Origin of the sequence: Marinobacterium mangrovicola (assembly GCF_004339595.1) — a bacterium.
GTDB lineage: Bacteria > Pseudomonadota > Gammaproteobacteria > Pseudomonadales > Balneatricaceae > Marinobacterium_D > Marinobacterium_D mangrovicola.
This window is the reverse complement of sequence record NZ_SMFU01000008.1, coordinates 135,595-153,133: the sequence shown is the minus strand read 5'-3', so window position 1 is coordinate 153,133 and position 17,539 is coordinate 135,595. Positions and strand designations below refer to the sequence as shown.

At 56.0% G+C, this 17,539-nt stretch carries 14 protein-coding genes and 1 pseudogene; 7 read left to right on the top strand and 8 right to left on the bottom strand.

Annotation, left to right across the window (positions count from 1 at the left end; genetic code table 11):
• Positions 1 to 6: 6 nt before the first annotated feature.
• The 3 genes from CLV83_RS09220 to CLV83_RS09210 form a co-directional block, all read right to left on the bottom strand.
• The gene (locus tag CLV83_RS09220) at positions 7 to 840 is read right to left on the bottom strand and encodes an ABC transporter ATP-binding protein (protein WP_132290880.1); all 834 of its coding nucleotides are present in this window, start codon (positions 838 to 840) and stop codon (positions 7 to 9) included.
• A 40-nt stretch (positions 841 to 880) separates the two neighbouring features.
• Entirely contained in the window at positions 881 to 2,323 is a 1,443-nt protein-coding gene (gene hydA, locus CLV83_RS09215; RefSeq protein WP_132290877.1) for a dihydropyrimidinase, read from the bottom strand.
• 327 nt (positions 2,324 to 2,650) lie between these two features.
• A complete protein-coding gene (locus CLV83_RS09210) occupies positions 2,651 to 3,304 on the bottom strand; it encodes a TetR/AcrR family transcriptional regulator (RefSeq protein WP_132290874.1) in 654 nt (217 codons plus the stop codon).
• A 330-nt stretch (positions 3,305 to 3,634) separates the two neighbouring features.
• Here CLV83_RS09210 and CLV83_RS09205 point away from each other — a divergent pair, with 330 nt between their 5' ends.
• The 4 genes from CLV83_RS09205 (at position 3,635) to CLV83_RS09190 (ending at position 10,083) form a co-directional block, all read left to right on the top strand.
• A complete protein-coding gene (locus CLV83_RS09205) occupies positions 3,635 to 4,987 on the top strand; it encodes an NAD(P)-dependent oxidoreductase (RefSeq protein WP_132290871.1) in 1,353 nt (450 codons plus the stop codon).
• Positions 4,988 to 4,989: 2 nt separating this feature from the next.
• Positions 4,990 to 6,261, top strand: coding sequence for an NAD-dependent dihydropyrimidine dehydrogenase subunit PreA (gene preA, locus CLV83_RS09200; RefSeq protein ID WP_207894826.1), 1,272 nt, complete (start codon positions 4,990 to 4,992; stop codon positions 6,259 to 6,261).
• A 136-nt stretch (positions 6,262 to 6,397) separates the two neighbouring features.
• A complete protein-coding gene (locus CLV83_RS09195) occupies positions 6,398 to 7,678 on the top strand; it encodes a Zn-dependent hydrolase (protein ID WP_132290865.1) in 1,281 nt (426 codons plus the stop codon).
• A 635-nt stretch (positions 7,679 to 8,313) separates the two neighbouring features.
• On the top strand, positions 8,314 to 10,083 hold the full coding sequence (locus tag CLV83_RS09190; RefSeq protein WP_165900272.1) for a trypsin-like peptidase domain-containing protein: 1,770 nt from the start codon (positions 8,314 to 8,316) through the stop codon (positions 10,081 to 10,083).
• A gap of 815 nt (positions 10,084 to 10,898) precedes the next feature.
• Here the strand turns inward: CLV83_RS09190 and CLV83_RS09180 are convergent.
• The gene (locus tag CLV83_RS09180) at positions 10,899 to 11,693 is read right to left on the bottom strand and encodes an alpha/beta fold hydrolase (protein ID WP_132290856.1); all 795 of its coding nucleotides are present in this window, start codon (positions 11,691 to 11,693) and stop codon (positions 10,899 to 10,901) included.
• Between the two features lie 17 nt (positions 11,694 to 11,710).
• A complete protein-coding gene (locus tag CLV83_RS09175; RefSeq protein WP_132290853.1) occupies positions 11,711 to 12,811 on the bottom strand; it encodes a M14 family zinc carboxypeptidase in 1,101 nt (366 codons plus the stop codon).
• Positions 12,812 to 13,220: 409 nt separating this feature from the next.
• On the opposite strand from CLV83_RS09175, the gene CLV83_RS09170 reads away from it, so the two are divergent.
• Positions 13,221 to 13,730: a M48 metallopeptidase family protein gene (locus CLV83_RS09170; RefSeq protein ID WP_132290851.1), complete on the top strand. Its 510-nt coding sequence runs from the start codon at positions 13,221 to 13,223 to the stop codon at positions 13,728 to 13,730.
• Positions 13,731 to 13,990: 260 nt separating this feature from the next.
• On the opposite strand, the pseudogene CLV83_RS09165 reads toward CLV83_RS09170, so the two are convergent.
• The 3 genes and pseudogenes from CLV83_RS09165 to CLV83_RS09155 form a co-directional block, all read right to left on the bottom strand.
• A pseudogene (locus tag CLV83_RS09165) lies at positions 13,991 to 14,269 on the bottom strand (type II toxin-antitoxin system Phd/YefM family antitoxin); the annotation flags it as partial.
• 121 nt (positions 14,270 to 14,390) lie between these two features.
• Positions 14,391 to 15,248, bottom strand: a complete 858-nt coding sequence (locus CLV83_RS09160; protein ID WP_132290848.1) for a PA4780 family RIO1-like protein kinase — start codon at positions 15,246 to 15,248, stop codon at positions 14,391 to 14,393.
• A gap of 120 nt (positions 15,249 to 15,368) precedes the next feature.
• Positions 15,369 to 15,614, bottom strand: coding sequence for a DUF2798 domain-containing protein (locus CLV83_RS09155; protein ID WP_243642349.1), 246 nt, complete (start codon positions 15,612 to 15,614; stop codon positions 15,369 to 15,371).
• A 114-nt stretch (positions 15,615 to 15,728) separates the two neighbouring features.
• Here CLV83_RS09155 and CLV83_RS09150 point away from each other — a divergent pair, with 114 nt between their 5' ends.
• Together CLV83_RS09150 and CLV83_RS09145 are read left to right on the top strand one after the other, a co-directional pair.
• Positions 15,729 to 16,616, top strand: coding sequence for a LysR family transcriptional regulator (locus tag CLV83_RS09150; protein WP_132290845.1), 888 nt, complete (start codon positions 15,729 to 15,731; stop codon positions 16,614 to 16,616).
• A gap of 220 nt (positions 16,617 to 16,836) precedes the next feature.
• A complete protein-coding gene (locus CLV83_RS09145) occupies positions 16,837 to 17,505 on the top strand; it encodes a TetR/AcrR family transcriptional regulator (protein WP_132290842.1) in 669 nt (222 codons plus the stop codon).
• The last annotated feature ends 34 nt before the right edge of the window (positions 17,506 to 17,539 follow it).

Genomic DNA, 17,539 nt, shown 5'->3' with positions numbered 1-17,539 from the left:
CCTCCGTCAGTTGATGCGATGATCGTTGGCCAGCGCTTCACGCACTTCCTGCGCCAGCGCGATAAATTCAGGGCTCTCGCGATCCTCAAGCGTGCGTTCCCGCGGCAGCGGACTCTTGATGATCTTGGCGATCCGTCCCGGTCGCGGCGACATCACCACGATATGGGTCGACAGCAGCACCGCTTCGGGGATCGAGTGGGTCACGAACACCACGGTCTTGCGGGTCTCGCGCCAGATCTTCAGCAGCTCCAGGTTGAGGTGATCGCGGGTGATCTCGTCCAGCGCACCAAAGGGCTCATCCATCAGCAGCAGCTCCGGCTCAAAACTCAGGGCCCGGGCGATGGACGCCCGCTGCTGCATACCGCCGGAGAGCTGCCACGGAAACTTCTTGTGGAAATCGCCCAGGCCTACCAGCTCCAGGTACTTATCCACATGGCGCTGTTGCTGCTCCTTGCTCATGCCGAAGATCTCCAGCGGCACCTTGCAGTTACCGGCGATGGTGCGCCAGGGGAACAGCCCCGGCGCCTGGAACACGTAACCGTAAAGACGGTTCAGGCGTGCATCCTCCGGCGAGGTGCCATCCACCTGGATAGAGCCCTCGGTCTGGCGCTCCAGATCGGCGATCACCCGCAGCAACGTGGTCTTGCCGCAGCCCGACGGGCCGATAAAGGAAACGAAATCCCCGGCGTGAATATCCAGATCGATGTGTGACAGCGCGTTCACCGGCCCATCGTTGGTCTCGAACACCAGCGACAGGTCTTCGATGGCGATGATCTTGCGGGCCTCTTCCTTCGCCCTCTCGGGACTTGAAGCGGGCTGCGTGTTTACCGTCATATCCATTGCTTCCTCCAACTCTTTCCTCCTGATCAGGGCGCACTGCTCAGTCACGTTCCACGGCGGTAGGCGTGTGCGCTTCGTTGAAGCGCTTCTGGGCGGCAAAGGGGGAGGCAAAGGCCGGGCGCTTGATATAGCGGCCCGCGCCCTCTTCCACGAACAGCTCGCCGTTGGCGTAAACCACCTTGCCCTGGCTGATGGTGTGGCTCGGTACGCCGGTCACGGTGCGGCCCTCAAAGATGTTGAAGTCCACGTTCTGGTGGTGAGTCTTGGCGGAGATGGTTTTGCTCTGGGCCGGATCCCAGATCACGATATCGGCATCGGAACCCTCAGCCACGCGCCCCTTCTGCGGGTAGATATTGAAGATCTGCGCTGCATTGGCGGAGGTGACCGCGACAAACTCGTTCATGGTCAGGCGACCGGTGTTCACACCGGAGTCCCACATGATCATCATGCGGTCCTCAACGCCTGCGGTGCCGTTGGGGATCATGGAGAAATCGTCCTTGCCCATCGCCTTCTGATCGGTGCAGAAGCAGCAGTGATCGGTGGCGGTGGTCTGCAGCGTGCCGCCCTGCAAGCCCTTCCAGAGTGCGGACTGATGCTCCTTCGGACGGAACGGCGGGCTCATCACGTGGGCCGCGGCAAAGTCCCAGTTGTCGCTGCGGTAAACGCTGTCATCCAGCTCCAGATGGCCGGCCAGTACTTCGCCGTAAACCCGCTGGCCTTCCTGACGCGCGCGGGAGATCTCACCCAGCGCCTCCTTGCAGGAGACATGCACCAGATACAGAGGCACACCCAGGGTCTGGGCAAAACGGATAGCACGGTTGGCGGCTTCGCCTTCCACTTCGCTCGGGCGCGATAGCGGATGGCCTTCGGGGCCGGTGATCCCCTGTTCCGCCAGCTTCTTCTGCAGGTGGTAAACCAGCTCGCCATTCTCGGCATGCACGGTAGGCATGGCGCCCAGCTCCATGCAGCGGGTGAAGGAGTTCACCAGGGTTTCGTCTTCGGCCATGATGGCGTTCTTGTACGCCATGAAGTGCTTGAAGCTGTTCACCCCCTCCTGTTCGACCAGGATCTTCATCTCGTCGCGTACCGATTCATCCCACCAGGTCACCGCCACATGGAAGGAGTAATCGGAGACGGAGCGGCTGGCCCATTCACGCCAGGTGCCGTACGCCTCCAGCAGGCTCTGCTGAGGGCTGGGGATAACAAAGTCGATGATCATGGTGGTACCGCCGGCGAGACCCGCCCGCGTACCGGTAAAGAAGTCTTCGCTGGCCACGGTGCCCATAAACGGCAGCTGCATATGGGTGTGGGGATCAACGCCGCCCGGCATTACATACTGACCGGCGGCATCGATCACTTCTGCGCCCGCCGGCGCCTCCAGATCCGGGCCCACCGCCAGGATCTTACCTTCGTCACACAGTACGTCCGCTTTCAGTGTCTGATCGGCATTGATGACTGTGCCGTTCTTGATAAGTAGAGCCATGACAATCCTCTGCGCAGCTAAATGTAGAAACTGCAGAGGCTATGCAATAGTTTGACCAACCGGACAAAAGGTTAGTACAGAAAGCGATCAACCCTTTGAAAAGATAAGGGTATTTTTAGTAAAGAAAACTGTTCAACCAGCCAACAGAGCTGACCGGTCAGTTAGAAAAGCGCGAGCTATATGAGCAGATTATGAGCGCGAGGAACCGTATTGGTGCACTTTTGACCAGCTGGTTAAAAGATGAAGAGGCCAGAAATGCTCAGCTGAGTTTAGAAAGCGTTATCGAGGCAGCCAAGGCAAGGAAAGGAAAGGCAAGGCAGTTAGCGTTCACACCATTTTGACGCCGCAGCCTTTCAGCACCAGCCTGGTGAGCAGCTCGATGGCGTTATCGAAGTCATCATCGGCGAGCTCTTCGCGGCCCAGCAACACCTTCATCTGCAAGGCAAAGTCAGCGTAGGACTGGGTCGATGCCCAGAGCGTGAACAGCAGGTGCTCGGGATTCACCGGGTCCATCCAGCCCTTGGCGATCCAGGCACGGAACACCGCCACGGTATCGTCGAACTGACGCTTCAGCGGGCCTTCCAGCTCTTCGCGCACATAGGGTGCACCATGCAGGATCTCGGCAGCAAAGATCTTGGAGGCATCGGGAAAATCGCGGGACTGCCGCAGCTTGCGCACTATATAGCCGCGCAGCGCCTCGCGGGGATGATCCTCGGCGTGCAGATCGTGCATCGCCTCCATCCACAGCTCCAGGATCCGCTTCAATACCGCGCGGTAGAGGCCTTCCTTGGATTTGAAGTAGTAGAGCACGTTGGGCTTGGGCAGACCCGCCGCCTCGGCAATAGAAGAGACCGTGGTGCCGGAAAAGCCGTTGTCGGCGAACTGCTTCTCCGCCGCCTTGACTATCTGGTCAATGTTTTCCTGCCGGATTTCGGTCAACGGCCGGCGTGTGCGTTTGGCCGTTTTTTTCTTCTCGGTCATCTTTTATCCACCCAATACAGCGACAGCCATGCGCAGGAATCAATGCCCGCATTAGCCTCCAAGGTTGCACCAGTATGGTACCCAGACACAGAGTTAAGCGCCAATTGAGGACCAATCCAAGCTTTTATCCACAGTTTTTTCGTTTCGCCCTGACCTCACCTGCAAATAAAAAGTCCTATTTTTTATCGGTGAATACCCTTTTCCATTCACAGACTTAGAACAAAAAACCACCAACGGAAACACTAACCTTTTGACCAAATGGTCAGAAGATGGCACAGCCTCTGCATTACCGGATGACCGAATTACAACGAAGAAAGAGGCTGTCACAGCATGATCGAGCCACTCAAACATCTGGCAAACACCCCGGTAAAACCGGAAACGCTGGAGCTGAAGTTCTCCGACATAGCTCCACCCCTGACAGAACGCCAGGCGGCGCTGGAAAGCGCCCGCTGCCTGTATTGCTACGACGCACCCTGCGTTAACGCTTGCCCGAGCGATATCGATATTCCGGAGTTCATCCGCCAGGTCGCCCAGGACAACGTCAACGGTGCGGCGAAAACCATCTGGAGCGAGAACATCCTCGGCGGCAGCTGCGCCCGCGTCTGCCCCACCGAGATTCTCTGCGAGCAGTCCTGCGTGCGAAACAAGACCGATGAGTGTGCACCGGTCCTGATCGGCCAGCTGCAGCGCTACGCCACCGATAACGCCGACAAGAGTGCGCACCCGTTTGCGCGTGCCGAGTCCACCGGCAAGCGGATCGCCATCGTCGGTGCCGGCCCTGCCGGTCTCAGCTGCGCCCACCGTCTCGCCATGCTCGGCCACGATGTGGTGATCCACGAAGCCCAGGCGAAAAGTGGCGGCCTCAATGAATACGGTATCGCCAGCTACAAGATGACCGATGACTTCGCCCAGAAAGAGGTGGAGTTCCTGCTTGGCATCGGCGGTATCGAGATCGTCTACAACAGTGCTCTGGGCCGGGAGATCTCCCTGTCGGCGCTGCAGTCCGAATTCGATGCGGTGTTCCTGGCCATTGGCCTGGGCTCCACGCGCACCCTGGCGCTAGGCCATGAGGAGGCGCCGGGCGTAATGACCGCCGTGGATTACATCCGCGAACTGCGCCAGAGCGATGACCTGAGCGCACTGCCGGTACCGGAAAACGCCATCGTGATCGGCGCCGGTAACACCGCCATCGATATGGCGGTGCAGATAAAACGCCTGGGAGCAGAACAGGTTTACCTGGTCTACCGCCGCGGCGAAGAGGCGATGTCCGCCACCGATCACGAACAGGCACTGGCCCGCAATGAGGGCGTACAGATCCGCACCTGGGCGCGCCCGGCGGAGATCGAGCTGGATAACGAGGGCAAGGTTGCCGGTATGCGCTTTGTCCGCACCGCCGAAGATGACGGCAAGCTGGTCGACAGCGACCGCGGCTTCAGCCTCAAAGCGGAAGCGATCTTCAAGGCGATCGGCCAGACGCTTGTCAGCGACGAGCTGGACCCGGCCATCGAACTTAGCGGCGGCAAGCTGCTGGTCGACGAGAGTTTGCACACCACCCTGACCGGCGTTTATGCCGGCGGCGACTGCACCGGTATCGGTCAGGACCTCACCGTGGAAGCGGTGCAGCAGGGCAAGAAAGCAGCAGAATCTATCCATCATGACCTGATGGCAGCAGGAGATAAATAATCATGGCTGACCTGAGTATCGAATTCGCGGGTATCAAGGCTCCCAACCCCTTCTGGCTGGCATCCGCTCCGCCCACCGACAAGCAGTACAACGTGGAACGCGCTTTTGAAGCCGGCTGGGGCGGTGTCGTGTGGAAAACCCTGGGTGAAGACCCGGCCGCGGTGAACGTCTCCTCCCGCTACTCCGCCAGCTACGACGCCCACGGCGATGTGGTTGGCTTTAACAACATCGAGCTGATCACCGACCGTCCGCTGGAGGTGAACCTGCGCGAGATCGAAGACACCAAGCGCAACTGGCCCGACCGCGCCCTGATCGTCTCGCTGATGGTGCCCTGTGAAGAGGACGCCTGGAAACGAATCGTCAAACAGGTGGAGCAGACCGGCGCCGATGGCGTGGAACTCAACTTCGGCTGCCCCCACGGCATGCCGGAGCGCGGCATGGGCGCCGCCGTCGGCCAGGTGCCGGAATATGTCGAGATGGTCACCCGCTGGTGCAAGCAGTACTCCAGCCTGCCGGTGATGGTGAAGATGACCCCCAACGTCACCGACGTGCGCCACCCGGCCCGCGCCGCCTTCCGCGGCGGTGCCGATGCGGTATCACTGATCAACACCGTCAACTCCATCACCGGTCTCGATCTGGACCGCATGGTGGCGCGCCCCATCGTTGGCAGCCAGAGCACCCACGGCGGCATGTGCGGCCCGGCGGTAAAACCGATCGCGCTGAACATGCTGGCCGAGATCGCCCGTGACCCGGAAACCGCCGGCAAACGCCTCTGCGGTATCGGCGGCATCAGCAACTGGCGCGACGCCGCCGAGTTCATCGCCCTGGGCGCCGGCTCGGTGCAGGTGTGCACGGCAGCGATGTTGCATGGTTTTCGTATTGTCGAAGGGATGAAGGACGGACTTTCCCGCTGGATGGATGAGAAAGGCTACGCCCGCATCGAGGATTTCCGCGGCCTGGCCGTGCCCAACACCACCGACTGGAAGTACCTGGATATCAACTACAAATCCATCGCCCAGATCGACCAGGACAAGTGCATCAACTGCGGCCGCTGCCATATCGCCTGCGAAGACACCTCGCACCAGGCGATCAACAAACTGCTGCAGGCGGACGGCAGCAACATCTACACCGTTAACGATGACGAATGTGTCGGCTGCAACCTCTGCGAGATCACCTGCCCGGTGGATCAGTGCATCACCATGGTGCCGCAGGAGACCGGCCTGCCCTATATGAACTGGACCCAGGACCCGCGCAACCCGTACCGCGAAGCCTGAACATCAAAGATGTAAACCTGAACGAGACTGTAGCGACGAGAGATAACCGGCACGGCCCAGACATCAAAACGCCTTGCCGGTTTTACCGCAGTACCCGCCACGCAGCCCGTTTTCGAATAACTGCAAGGAGGACAACATGTCTGTTGAGACGCTAGTCAACGAAGCAGGAACCAGCAGCGATATCGCCAACCTGAACATCAACGGCGAGCGCCTGTGGCAATCGCTGATGGACCTGGCCCAGCTCGGCGCCACACCCAAGGGCGGTGTCTGCCGTCTGGCGCTGACCGATCTGGACCGCGAGGGCCGCGACCTGTTCGTGAAGTGGTGCACAGACGCCGGCTGCAGCATCACCATCGATGTGATCGGCAACATCTTCGCCCGCCGCCCCGGCAAGGATAACAGCCTGCCGCCGATCATGACCGGCAGCCATATCGACACCCAGCCCACCGGCGGCAAGTTCGACGGCTGCTTCGGCGTTATGTCTGGCCTCGAGGTGATCCGCACCCTTAACGATCACAACATCGTCACCGAAGCGCCTATCGAAGTCGCCGTCTGGACCAACGAAGAGGGCTCTCGCTTCGCCCCCTGCATGATGGGCTCCGGCGTATTTATCGGTAAGTTCGACCTGGAAGAGACCTACGCCATCACCGACTACGAGGGCGCCAAGGTCGGCGACGAACTCAAGCGCATCGGCTACCTGGGCCAGCAGCAGGTACCCGGCCACAAAGTGGGCGCTTACTTCGAGGCACATATCGAACAGGGCCCGATCCTGGAAAACGAAGAGAAAACCATCGGCGTCGTCATCGGCTGCCTGGGCCAGAAATGGTTCGACCTGACCCTTAAGGGCGTCGAGTCCCACGCCGGCCCGACTCCGATGAGCCTGCGCAAGGATGCCCTCCTGGGCGCCGCCGAAGTGATTCAGGCGGTCAACCGCATCGCCCTGGAACACCAGCCCTACGCCTGCGGCACCTGCGGCCATATCGAAGCCTACCCCGGCTCACGCAACGTGATCCCCGGCGAGGTACTGGTCAGCATCGACTTCCGCCACCTGGAGGAAGACCAGCTCGCGCATATGATCAGCGAACTGGACAAGGTGCTGGAGAAACTGAAAACCGAAAACGGCCTGGAGCTTGAACTCAAGCCCACCGCCAACTTCCCTGCCCTCTACTTCCACGACGACTGCGTCAACGCAGTGCGCACCGGCGCCCAGCGTTTAGGCGTCCCGCATATGGATATCGTCAGTGGCGCCGGCCACGACGCCATCTTTATGGCCGAAGTCTGCCCAGCGGGGATGATCTTTGTGCCCTGTGAGGATGGCATCAGTCATAACGAGATTGAGAATGCAGATCCGGAGGATCTGGCGGTGGGGTGCAATGTGTTGTTGCATGCGATGCTTGAGAGGTCTGGGGTTTGCTGAGGTTTCGCGTTTGGGTGGTTGGTTTTAAGTACTGCGTACTTGTCTAACGCACCTTTCGCCTGCTGGCGAGTCAAGGATCTTGGACGGCCAAGATCCTTAACAATCCTAAGCCGCCCCGACAGCTTGGCCCGCTTCGCGGCCTTCCCTGTGCTTCTCGTCTGAAAGAGCGGGAAGGGAAACTCGGCTTCGCCTCAAACAGCCCTTCCCTTGTTTCTCTTTCAGCCTGCGATGCTCGGCTGCGCTGAAGGGGAATGGGGTGCGATTAGTTGGTTTCGGTGTGATTGGAGTATCGATATTTTACTCTGCCCCCGATTTCTTATAGTTTAAAGCTCTATATAGTCGCGGTTTTTTGGTTCTCTCCTCAGGAAATGACGTAAACTCTTGACAGTAATTATATAAACAGGGAAATATATAGGGACACGAGCGAGGGGCTCTGATTTAACTTTCCGCTGACTATCTGCGGCGGTAATTATTACGTTTCTTTTGCAGCTCGGCCTCCTGGGATGCGCTGACGATGTGCTGCAGTGTATAAGAGAAAATTAGCCCCTTGTTCGTGCCCTTATCTTGATACTATGACCTTACCTCTTGGCGAAAACTTTTTCTCGACTGCTCAGACAATAGCTAATGAGCTTGGTATGAGCTATAAACAGCTTTCATCATTTATTTACCCAACGACCAATAAAAGTTATCGTACATTTACTATTAAGAAAAAAGGTGGTGGCGAACGTACGATAAGTGTTCCAAAGAAAAATCTAAAGAAAATACAAAGAATGATAGTGGATAAGATTATGAAATATTATAATCCTAAGCTGTCATGTCATGGTTTTACTGAGTCTCGAAGTATCGTTACAAATGCATATAGACATGTAGGAAAACAGTTCGTATTTAATGTGGATCTGAAAGATTTCTTTGGAACAATACATTTTGGTCGTGTGCGTAATTTATTTATTAGTAAGCCTTTTTTATACTCTCATAGTGCTGCAACTGTTCTTGCCCAAATATGTTGTAAGGATGGTGTTTTACCTCAAGGCGCACCTACTTCTCCGATAATATCTAACCTAATATGTTGGAAGCTAGATGCGCAACTTCAGACATTGGCTGCAAAAAACAATTGCCATTATACTAGGTATGCTGACGACATAACATTTTCTTTTAGTTGTAATAAAAAATATATACCAAAAAGCATATTGGACTTTGATAATGATGGTGTCGTTGTAGTTGGAAGTTCTTTAGAAAGAATAATAAAAGAGAATGGTTTTAATATAAACTATGAGAAAGTAAGGCTAAAAGGAAGAAGTCAGAGACAAGAGGTTACAGGAATAACAGTCAATGAATTTACAAATGTAGAACGGAAATTTATAAGAAAAACTCGTTCAATGATTCATGCGTGGAGAAAATTTGGTTCCATTAAGGCACAAGAACATTATATTAGTAATTATCTAGAAAAAGATATTCTACCGAGACAAGCTAAGTCAATAGCTAAAAATGATGGTGAGTTTTTTATCGATGTTGTTAAAGGACGTGTTAACTATATACAAATGGTTCGGGGCAGGGCAGATCCTATATATCGAAAGCTAGCTTATCAAATGACATTGGCGATGGGTAAGCCGAATCATCTTTTCCTTAGAAAGGCTGAAGAAGTTATATCAGACTCAGTTTTTATAGTTGAAAACAACCTTTTATGTGAGCAGGGATCAGCGTTTCTTCTAGACGATATTGGTATTGTTACAAATCAGCATGTGGTTGAAGGTATTGATCATGAAAATCATGAGTTGGTTGATTTTTACAGAGAAGATGATGTAAAAAATAAAATGAATTCTTCTTTTGTGTACTCTAGCGCATCAAAAGATATCGCTATTTTTTTGGCTACTGCTAACTTTAATAATATTCCTCCCCTCCCAATAGGAAACGATAAAAATCTAAGAGTTGGAGATAGCATTATAGTTGTTGGTTATCCAGACTATAGTGAAGGGGAAACGGCATACATTAATAGGGGTAAAATAGTCCAGTCAATATTAAGGTTTGGGAAGAGATTCTGGCTTATTGACATACCGGTGATACATGGGAATAGTGGGGGTCCGGTATTAAATGAAAAGTTGGAAGTTGTTGGGATAGCTACGCTAGGCTCTGCTATCAATGATGGTAAAAATAAATTTAATGGCTTTGTACCTATATCTACGTTAACTGGTATTTTGAATACGCCTCAATATAATAAAATTTATAGATACTCATTATTGCACAGTAAAAAACCAAAAGTAGAGATTGAAAAAGATCTGTTTTATGTTGATGGTCTTACATATTGTAAAAAATGTTTTTTGGATAAAAAACAAGCTATAACCGTTTATAAAACGAAATCAAACGTTTTTTTCAACTGTAAAATTTGTGGAAAAACGTATAGAAAATAGAAAGATAAATCGGTTTTTCCTCTCTCGTAATTTTGGCTAAGCCTATTTTTATCTTTTTGAAAAAGGTTATCTAATCGCAGCCCAATCCCCTTCAGCGCAGCCGAGCATCGCAGGCTGAAAGAGAAACAAGGGACGGGCTGTTTGAGGCGAAGCCGAGTTTCCCGTCCCGCTCTTTCAGACGAGAAGCACAGGGCAATCGGCGCAGCCGATCAAGCTGTCGGGGCGGCTTGGGATTGTTAAGGTACTTGTCCGCACAAGTACCTTGACTCGCCAGCAGGCGAAAGCTGCGCTAAGCCAGTGCTGCCAAGCACAAATCCACCACCGAACAGACAAACAAAAAAGCAGACCACCCAACCCAAGTCGAGCAGCCTGCTTCCACAACAAATACGGCTAACTACTTAGCCGGAAAAATCCCCTTCTCAATAACCCCATGTACACCCCAGTTGCCATCCACAACCTGGGTCACACCAAAGTCCGCGGCCACCGACATCAGGGAGATCGCTTCATCTTCACTGGGGAATTGGGGGCAGAGTAAAATATCGTCAGCCCCAATTACTCTAAAACCATCTAATCGCAGCCCAATCCCCTTCAGCACAGCCGAGCATCGCAGGCTGAAAGAGGAATAAGGGGCGGGCTGTTTGAACCGCGAAGCGGTGAGTTTCCCGTCCCGCTCTTTCAGACGAGAAGCACAGGGGAATCGGCGAAGCCGATCAAGCTGTCGGGGCGGCTTAGGATTGTTAAGGATCTTGGCCGTCCAAGATCCTTGACTCGCCAGCAGGCGAAACCTGCAATAAGCCAGTGCTCGTCAGCACAAATCACCTGCCAGATGACAACGAACCGTTAGCAGCCAATTCCGCAATCTGGCTGATAACCCACTCCCCCGCATCATGCGTCAAATCATGACCCGCATCCGGATGCGCCCGCAGCTCCACACCCCAGCGCCGGGCTATCGCCGCACTGCAATCCGGGTTCACCAGTCGATCTCTCAATCCACTGATCACCAGCGTATTGGCAACCGGTGTCTGAGCCGGAGCCCGAAACCTGGCTGCTGCCGCCAGTTGCCGAGCAAAGTTGGACGGGTTTAGCGGACACTCCAGGGAATAACCTACCCATTCATCCACCCGCGCCTGCCGATCCTCCGAGCGCTGGCAGATCAGGTCGAACACCCGCGCTTCACGCTGTTCGCTGGCCAGCCGCAGCGATCCCATCAGGGATAGAAAAGCGTTGGGCCAAAGCCGCTTCCACGGCAGGCTGAAGTTGCCAAAGCTGGAATTGGCCAGCACCAGGGCACTGACCTCCTGTGGATAAAGCCGCGCCCACTCGGTGGCGATCATGCCGCCCATGGAGAGGCCCAGCAGATTAACCGGGGAACGGTAGCCAATCTCCCGTCTTACCCTTTCCAACGTTGCACTGATGCTCAGCGGGCTGGTTTCGCCGTTGAGCCTGCCGTTGCCCGGGGTATCGGGGCAGAGTACTTCAACGCCCAGTGCTGTGCTTAACTGCTCGGGGAAGTCACCCCAGTGACGGCTCTCCCGCGCCAGCCCGCGCAACAGAATCCAGGGGGCATCATTTTTCAGTTCGGTTTTCTGTTCGTTTTTCTCGATTGGCATGCTCTGGCGTTCCCCGGTCATCCCTGCTTTTCCTCTTCCAGCCAGCGGCGTTCGGCGTTGCGATGATGGCGCTGCCGCTCCTGCTCCAGCGGTAGCCAGTTCTGCCAGGAGCGCACGGCGTTGATCATAAACTCCAGCAGCAGATGGTGGCGGCGCAGGGTGCGCTTCTGCCGGTGTGGTACCAGGGGGTTAAACAGCCCCTTGTAGCTGGTGAGCTGGCGCAGGTTTTTCTTCACCCAGAGCCAGGAGCCCATCTCCAGCGTCAGCGGCAGAAACACCTGGCCGGCGCGCTCCAGATGTTCGCTGTAGAGGTAATCCCAAAGGTCGCCATGGGTACGGTAGTGGTGAAACTGGGGCTCAAACAGGTAAGGATGGTTCGGATGCGCCTTCTCAAACAGCCGCACCATGGCGTGCAGTTCGGCGGCGTGCTCCATCATCCTCAGATCATTGGCATAGGGAAACCAGACCCTGTCACGCATACCGAAACCGGAGTGGCAGTCCAGCGCCAGCGTAAACGGGGCGTGCTCGATCTGCCGGCTGACCAGCTCGCAGAGCGCCTCGGCCTCGGCCTCCATCGGGTCGCCCTTGCGGCCGCGATACCAGGGCAGCCAGCGGCTGTAGCGATGGCCGGAGACCAGCCAGGGACGGGGCGCCAGCGCATCCACCGGCGCGTTGCGCATCAGATCGACACCCTGACCGTTGCTGCGCAGTCCCCTGGCCATCCCCACCGGGTTCACCAGCGGAATCATCACCAGGCGCATTTTGGTGAGCGAATGGTTTAGCCCTTCATCCCACTTCAAACGGCTGATCAGGGTACCCAGCTGGGCCAGCAGCAGTTGAGTGCCGATCCGCTCGATGCCGTGCACACCGCCGCTGAGCAGCAGCACCGGCGCATCCTTATCAGCGCTACCCAGCTCCAGGCTATAAACCGGCAACGCCAGCCCACCCTCCGGCGCTTTGCCGTCGAGTACCTCTGTCAGCACCTCGACCCGAAACGCATCCCCTCCCTTGTGGATAAGCTTTTCCAGCAGACGCATCTCCGGCAACCGGTCACGGTAATACTGCTGCCTGAGTGTCTGTTCACGATCCAGTGTGTCCGGTTGGGTAAGCGTATCCATCTCTTTGATCCGGCCTGATCCAAGGTCTTTGAATTCAGTGTAGGCATCAAGTTTTAAGAAACGCTGAAAGCAAGGTTAATTTCTACCCAAGCCAACTAAGGGCAGACCAATTCCCCTTCAGCGCAGCCGAGCATCGCAGGCTGAAAGAGAAACAAGGGAAGGGCTGTTTGAGCCGCGAAGGGGCGACTTTCCCTAAGGTAAAGAGTCGTCCCGCTCTTTCAGACGAGAAGCACAGGGTAATCGGCGCAGCCGATCAAGCTGTCGGGGCGGCTTAGGATTATCAAGGATCTTGGCCGTCCAAGATCCTTGATTCGCCAGCAGGCGAAACCTGCTCGCTGAAACACTACCCTTAACGGGAGCCATCGAAATAAAATGAAGTTTTCGCCCTTAGCCAATGCGCCAGCAAAACATGAGCAAAACCACCAATTACCTCAGCTGCTACAGCCCCGAGATCCAGCAACAGGCCCAGTCCCTGCTCGATAACGAAAAGACCGGCCCCTGGCTGCTGAAGAAATATCCCCAGCCTCATGAGTTCGGTTCGGAAAAGGCGCTGTATGACTACGCCCAGGGGATCAAGAACCAGTTTATGCGTAGCTCGTCACCGATCAGCAAGGTGATCTATGACGACAAGATCCATGTGATCAACAACGCGCTGGGGCTGCACACCTATGTATCGCGGGTGCAGGGCAACAAGCTGAAGGCAAAAAACGAGATCCGGGTCTCATCCCTGTTCCGGCGGGTGCCGGAGCCGCTGCTGCGGATGATCCTGGTCCATGAACTGGCGCATCTGCGCGAGAAGGAACACAACAAGGCGTTCTACAAGCTCTGCAGCTATATGGAGCCGGATTACCATCAACTGGAGTTCGATCTGCGGCTGTATCTTTGTCACCGCGATCGATTTGGGGAGTTGTGGGGTTGATCAACGGGCGTTGCTGACTTCCCTTGCAAAGACGCTTAGGCTATTGAACAGCAAGTAAGTGAGGAGAGCTGAATATGGATGACTCATTGTTCGATGCGCTTTGCCAAAGCGTCCGGGAAGCCGGAGCTATACGTCGAGGTGATAAACAGTCGAGCCGCGAGACGACAGCTTCAGCGCGGGATACTAAGGCGGCTCGCAAGCTCGGAACTACCGGAAAAAGGGCGGGACGCCACCATGGAAAAAACTATGAGCTCCCCTCTTTAGACCTTCGTGCGCTCTATTTCAGCCGCAATATCACGCAGTGATAAATTGCTCTCTCCGCTTTGTTCCCCGTCCAGCACAGCCGCTTTCAGTTCAGACCCTTGTCGATCATCTAGCGTTGCGGCCTCGATACGTGCCACCGATTGCAGCAGGCGCGCTGCGTTGGCCGGGCTATTGAGCAGATGAAGGGTCTCTATCATGCCGTCGTAGTCACGCTTGGACAGAATAACTACTGGCTCTCCTTTACGCCTTTTTAGCAAAGCAGGCTCATGAGAGTCACAGACTTCATCATTACCTGCTCTAAATCGAAACTCGCTTCACTGAAGGACATAACATTCATCGTTCCGCAGCCCGTTTTGGTCTCAGTTGAGTATTGAAGCCAGGCCCTTACTGGACTGACTACTCATCCTCCATCCCCGCCTTCAACCGTTCCCGCCGCTTCTCTTCATCGCGCAGGATCTGCTGGATCTCGGCCATTACCGAATCCACATCGGCGCTGTGGGTGTCCTCTTCCACCAGGCCGGTCAGTTCGGTTTCCAGCGTCAGATCGCCCGCTTCGAACAGGTGCCACATCTCCGCGGCATAGCGGGTTTCCATCAGCTCCGGTGCGTACTGGGCGTAGTAGCGGGTCATGTTATCCACATCCCGGGCCAGCATGGAGCGGGCGTTGTTGTTGGCGGCGGCATCCACCGCCTGGGGCAGATCGATGATCACCGGGCCGTAGTCATCCACCAGCACGTTGAATTCCGACAGGTCGCCGTGCACGAGACCGGCGCAGAGCATGCGTTTGACGTACTCCATCACCATCAGGTGATCTTCCCGCGCCTGTTCGGCGGACATGCCCACGTCATTGAGACGCGGCGCCACCCGGCCCTCATCGTCGGTGACCAGCTCCATCAGCAGCACACCATCGAAGCAACCGTAGGGTTCCGGCACACGCACGCCGGTGGCGGCCAGGCGGTAAAGCGCATCCACCTCGGCGTTCTGCCAGGTCTCTTCGGTTTCCTTGCGACCGAAACGGGAACCCTTCTCCATGGCGCGGGCGCGGCGGGAGTTACGTACCTTGCGCCCCTCCTGGTACAGAGCTGCCTTCTTGAAGCTGCGCTTCTCGGCATCCTTATACACCTTGGCGCAGCGCACTTCGTCCCCGCAGCGAACCACATAAACCGAGGCCTCTTTGCCACTCATCAACGGCCGCAGCACTTCGTCGATCAGGCCATCCTCCAACAGCGGGATAAGGCGTTTAGGGGTTTTCATGGCACTCCTGTTTGTTGCCGTGGCTACCGATTAGCTGCTCCGGGCAGCAAGACTATTAAACAGGTTAAGTCGGCTTGGCGATCTGTTCAAATAATTGCATCTTCTATATGACAAGGTGGCCTAGCTTTGCTCCGTTTTCGCCAGGTAATGAGCAAAGCGGTGAATCCCCGGGCCGCTGATAAACGAGATCACCCCAGCCGCGGGCCAGGCCAGTACCCAGGCGTGCATCCAGTAATCGAGAAAGCCCTCGATCAACCCCACGTTAAGAAAAGTAACCCAGGCGGACATGAAAAAGGTCAGTACCAGCGACATCAGGATCGCAAACAGAATCCGGTGCTTCATAGCAAGATTCATGGAAAGCTTCATCGAAAGTCTCCTATCCGGTTAATCGATGCGCCCAGCCTATTCAATTGCATATTTATCGAACATACCGATAATCGATAGCACTGTTTGCATTTATGAAAACCAGAGCCCGAAAACATGCTGGATAACCTGCGTATTTTTATCGCCGCCGTTGAACAGGGCAGCCTCAGTGGCGCCGCTGCTGCACTCGATATGACCATCGCCACCGTATCCCGGCGCGTCAGCGAGCTGGAGAAAAGCCTGGGCTCGGAACTGCTCCACCGCAGCAACCGGGGGCTGAGCCTGACGCCTGCGGGACAGCGCTATTACGATGAATGCGCCGCCTATATACGCGAGGTGGAAACCCGCCTGGCCGATCTGGATGCCTCCCTGAACGAGCTGGCCGGAGGCCTTCGCATCTGCGCGCCGCGCAATATCGGCAGCGGCCCGCTGGATCTGTTCTGGCAGCAGTTCGTGACCCGTTATCCCCAGATCTCGCTGAGCCTGAACCTGGTGGATCCCAGCGCCGATATGACCGACGCCCGCGCCGACCTGAATATCTGTTCCGGCGAGCAGAAGAACTCGGGTCTGATCCAGAAACATCTCGGCTCGATAACACCGGTGCTGGTGGCCGCTCCTCAGGGACCTCAGCCTGAAACGCTCGACACCCTGGCCGAGGCACCGACCATCGCCGCCGATATTTTCAGTGACTGGACGCTGCATTCAGGAGAACAGTCGCAGCCGATCAAGAAACAGCATCAGCATCTCAGCAACGATATGTCGGTGACCCTCAATCTGGCCAAGGCGGGTGCCGGCGTTGCCCTGCTGCCGCTGAGCCTGGTGCATGAAGCCCTGGCTGACGGCAGCCTGGTGCGAGTAATGCCCGAGTGGAGCGGTGCCGACCGGCCGATCTACCTGATCTGGCCCTATCAACGCGCCCTGTCGATTCGCGCCCGGGTGTTCCGGGATGCGTTAATCGACTTCCTGCGTGAACAGCGCTGGTTCAATAACGCCCCAGGCCTTTGAGCCAGGCGTTTACGGCTCGGCGCCAGCTCCCTTAACGCCATACAGACGTTGCATATTTACCGCTAAAAATCCGTCCTCACGTTCTATTGGTTCGCTCCCGGCAACAGTGGCGTTGCAGAGTTTCGAATTGATTCTTTCCTTCCGATCAGAAAAAATATCAACAGTTGTTGATTTAATTCCCCCGCAGAACTTACACCGATAAGCCAGTACTCCAGACCCTATGACCGAGCAACAGAAACCTGACGCACCGCGTCGGCGGGGTCGGCGCAGCAGCCAGGATATCTCCGGCCGCGAAGCGCTGATCCACGCGGCGATTCGCGCCTTTGCCCAACGGGGTTATGAGGGTGCAAGCCTGCGCATGATCGCCCGCGAGGCCCAGGTTGATGTGGCGCTCTGCGCCAGGCTGTTCGGTAACAAGGAGCAGCTCTGGCAGGCGGTTATCGCTCATCTGGCGGAAAAATTTGAATCGGATTATGCACACAGGCTTGCCGCACTGGAGAGCCTCAGTGAGCAATCGCCGCGACAGGCACTGGAGGGCTTTATCCGCCTCTATGCGGATATCTGCATGGCAACGCCGGCGTTTACCGCCTTCCTGCTGCAGGAGTCCAACGCCCACTCCCTGCGTCTTGAAATCATTATCGAGAAGCTGACCCGGCCACTGCTGCTGCCCGCTCACGGCATCGTACGCAAAGCACAGGCGGCTGGCGTGGTCGCAGCCCGGGAGCCCGAGCTGTTTGTGCGTATGCTGACCTCGGCACTGGCGTTACCGATGACGACACCGGCGCTGCTGCCTGCACATACCCGAAGCGCGAGCAACCTGGAACAGCGCATTGTCGATGAAGTACTGAGTATTTTTCTGCTGCCCGAATCCGGCAACCCGCCGGTTTAAGTAGCCAGGTCCCTGGCTCTGTAGCGGGCTTTAC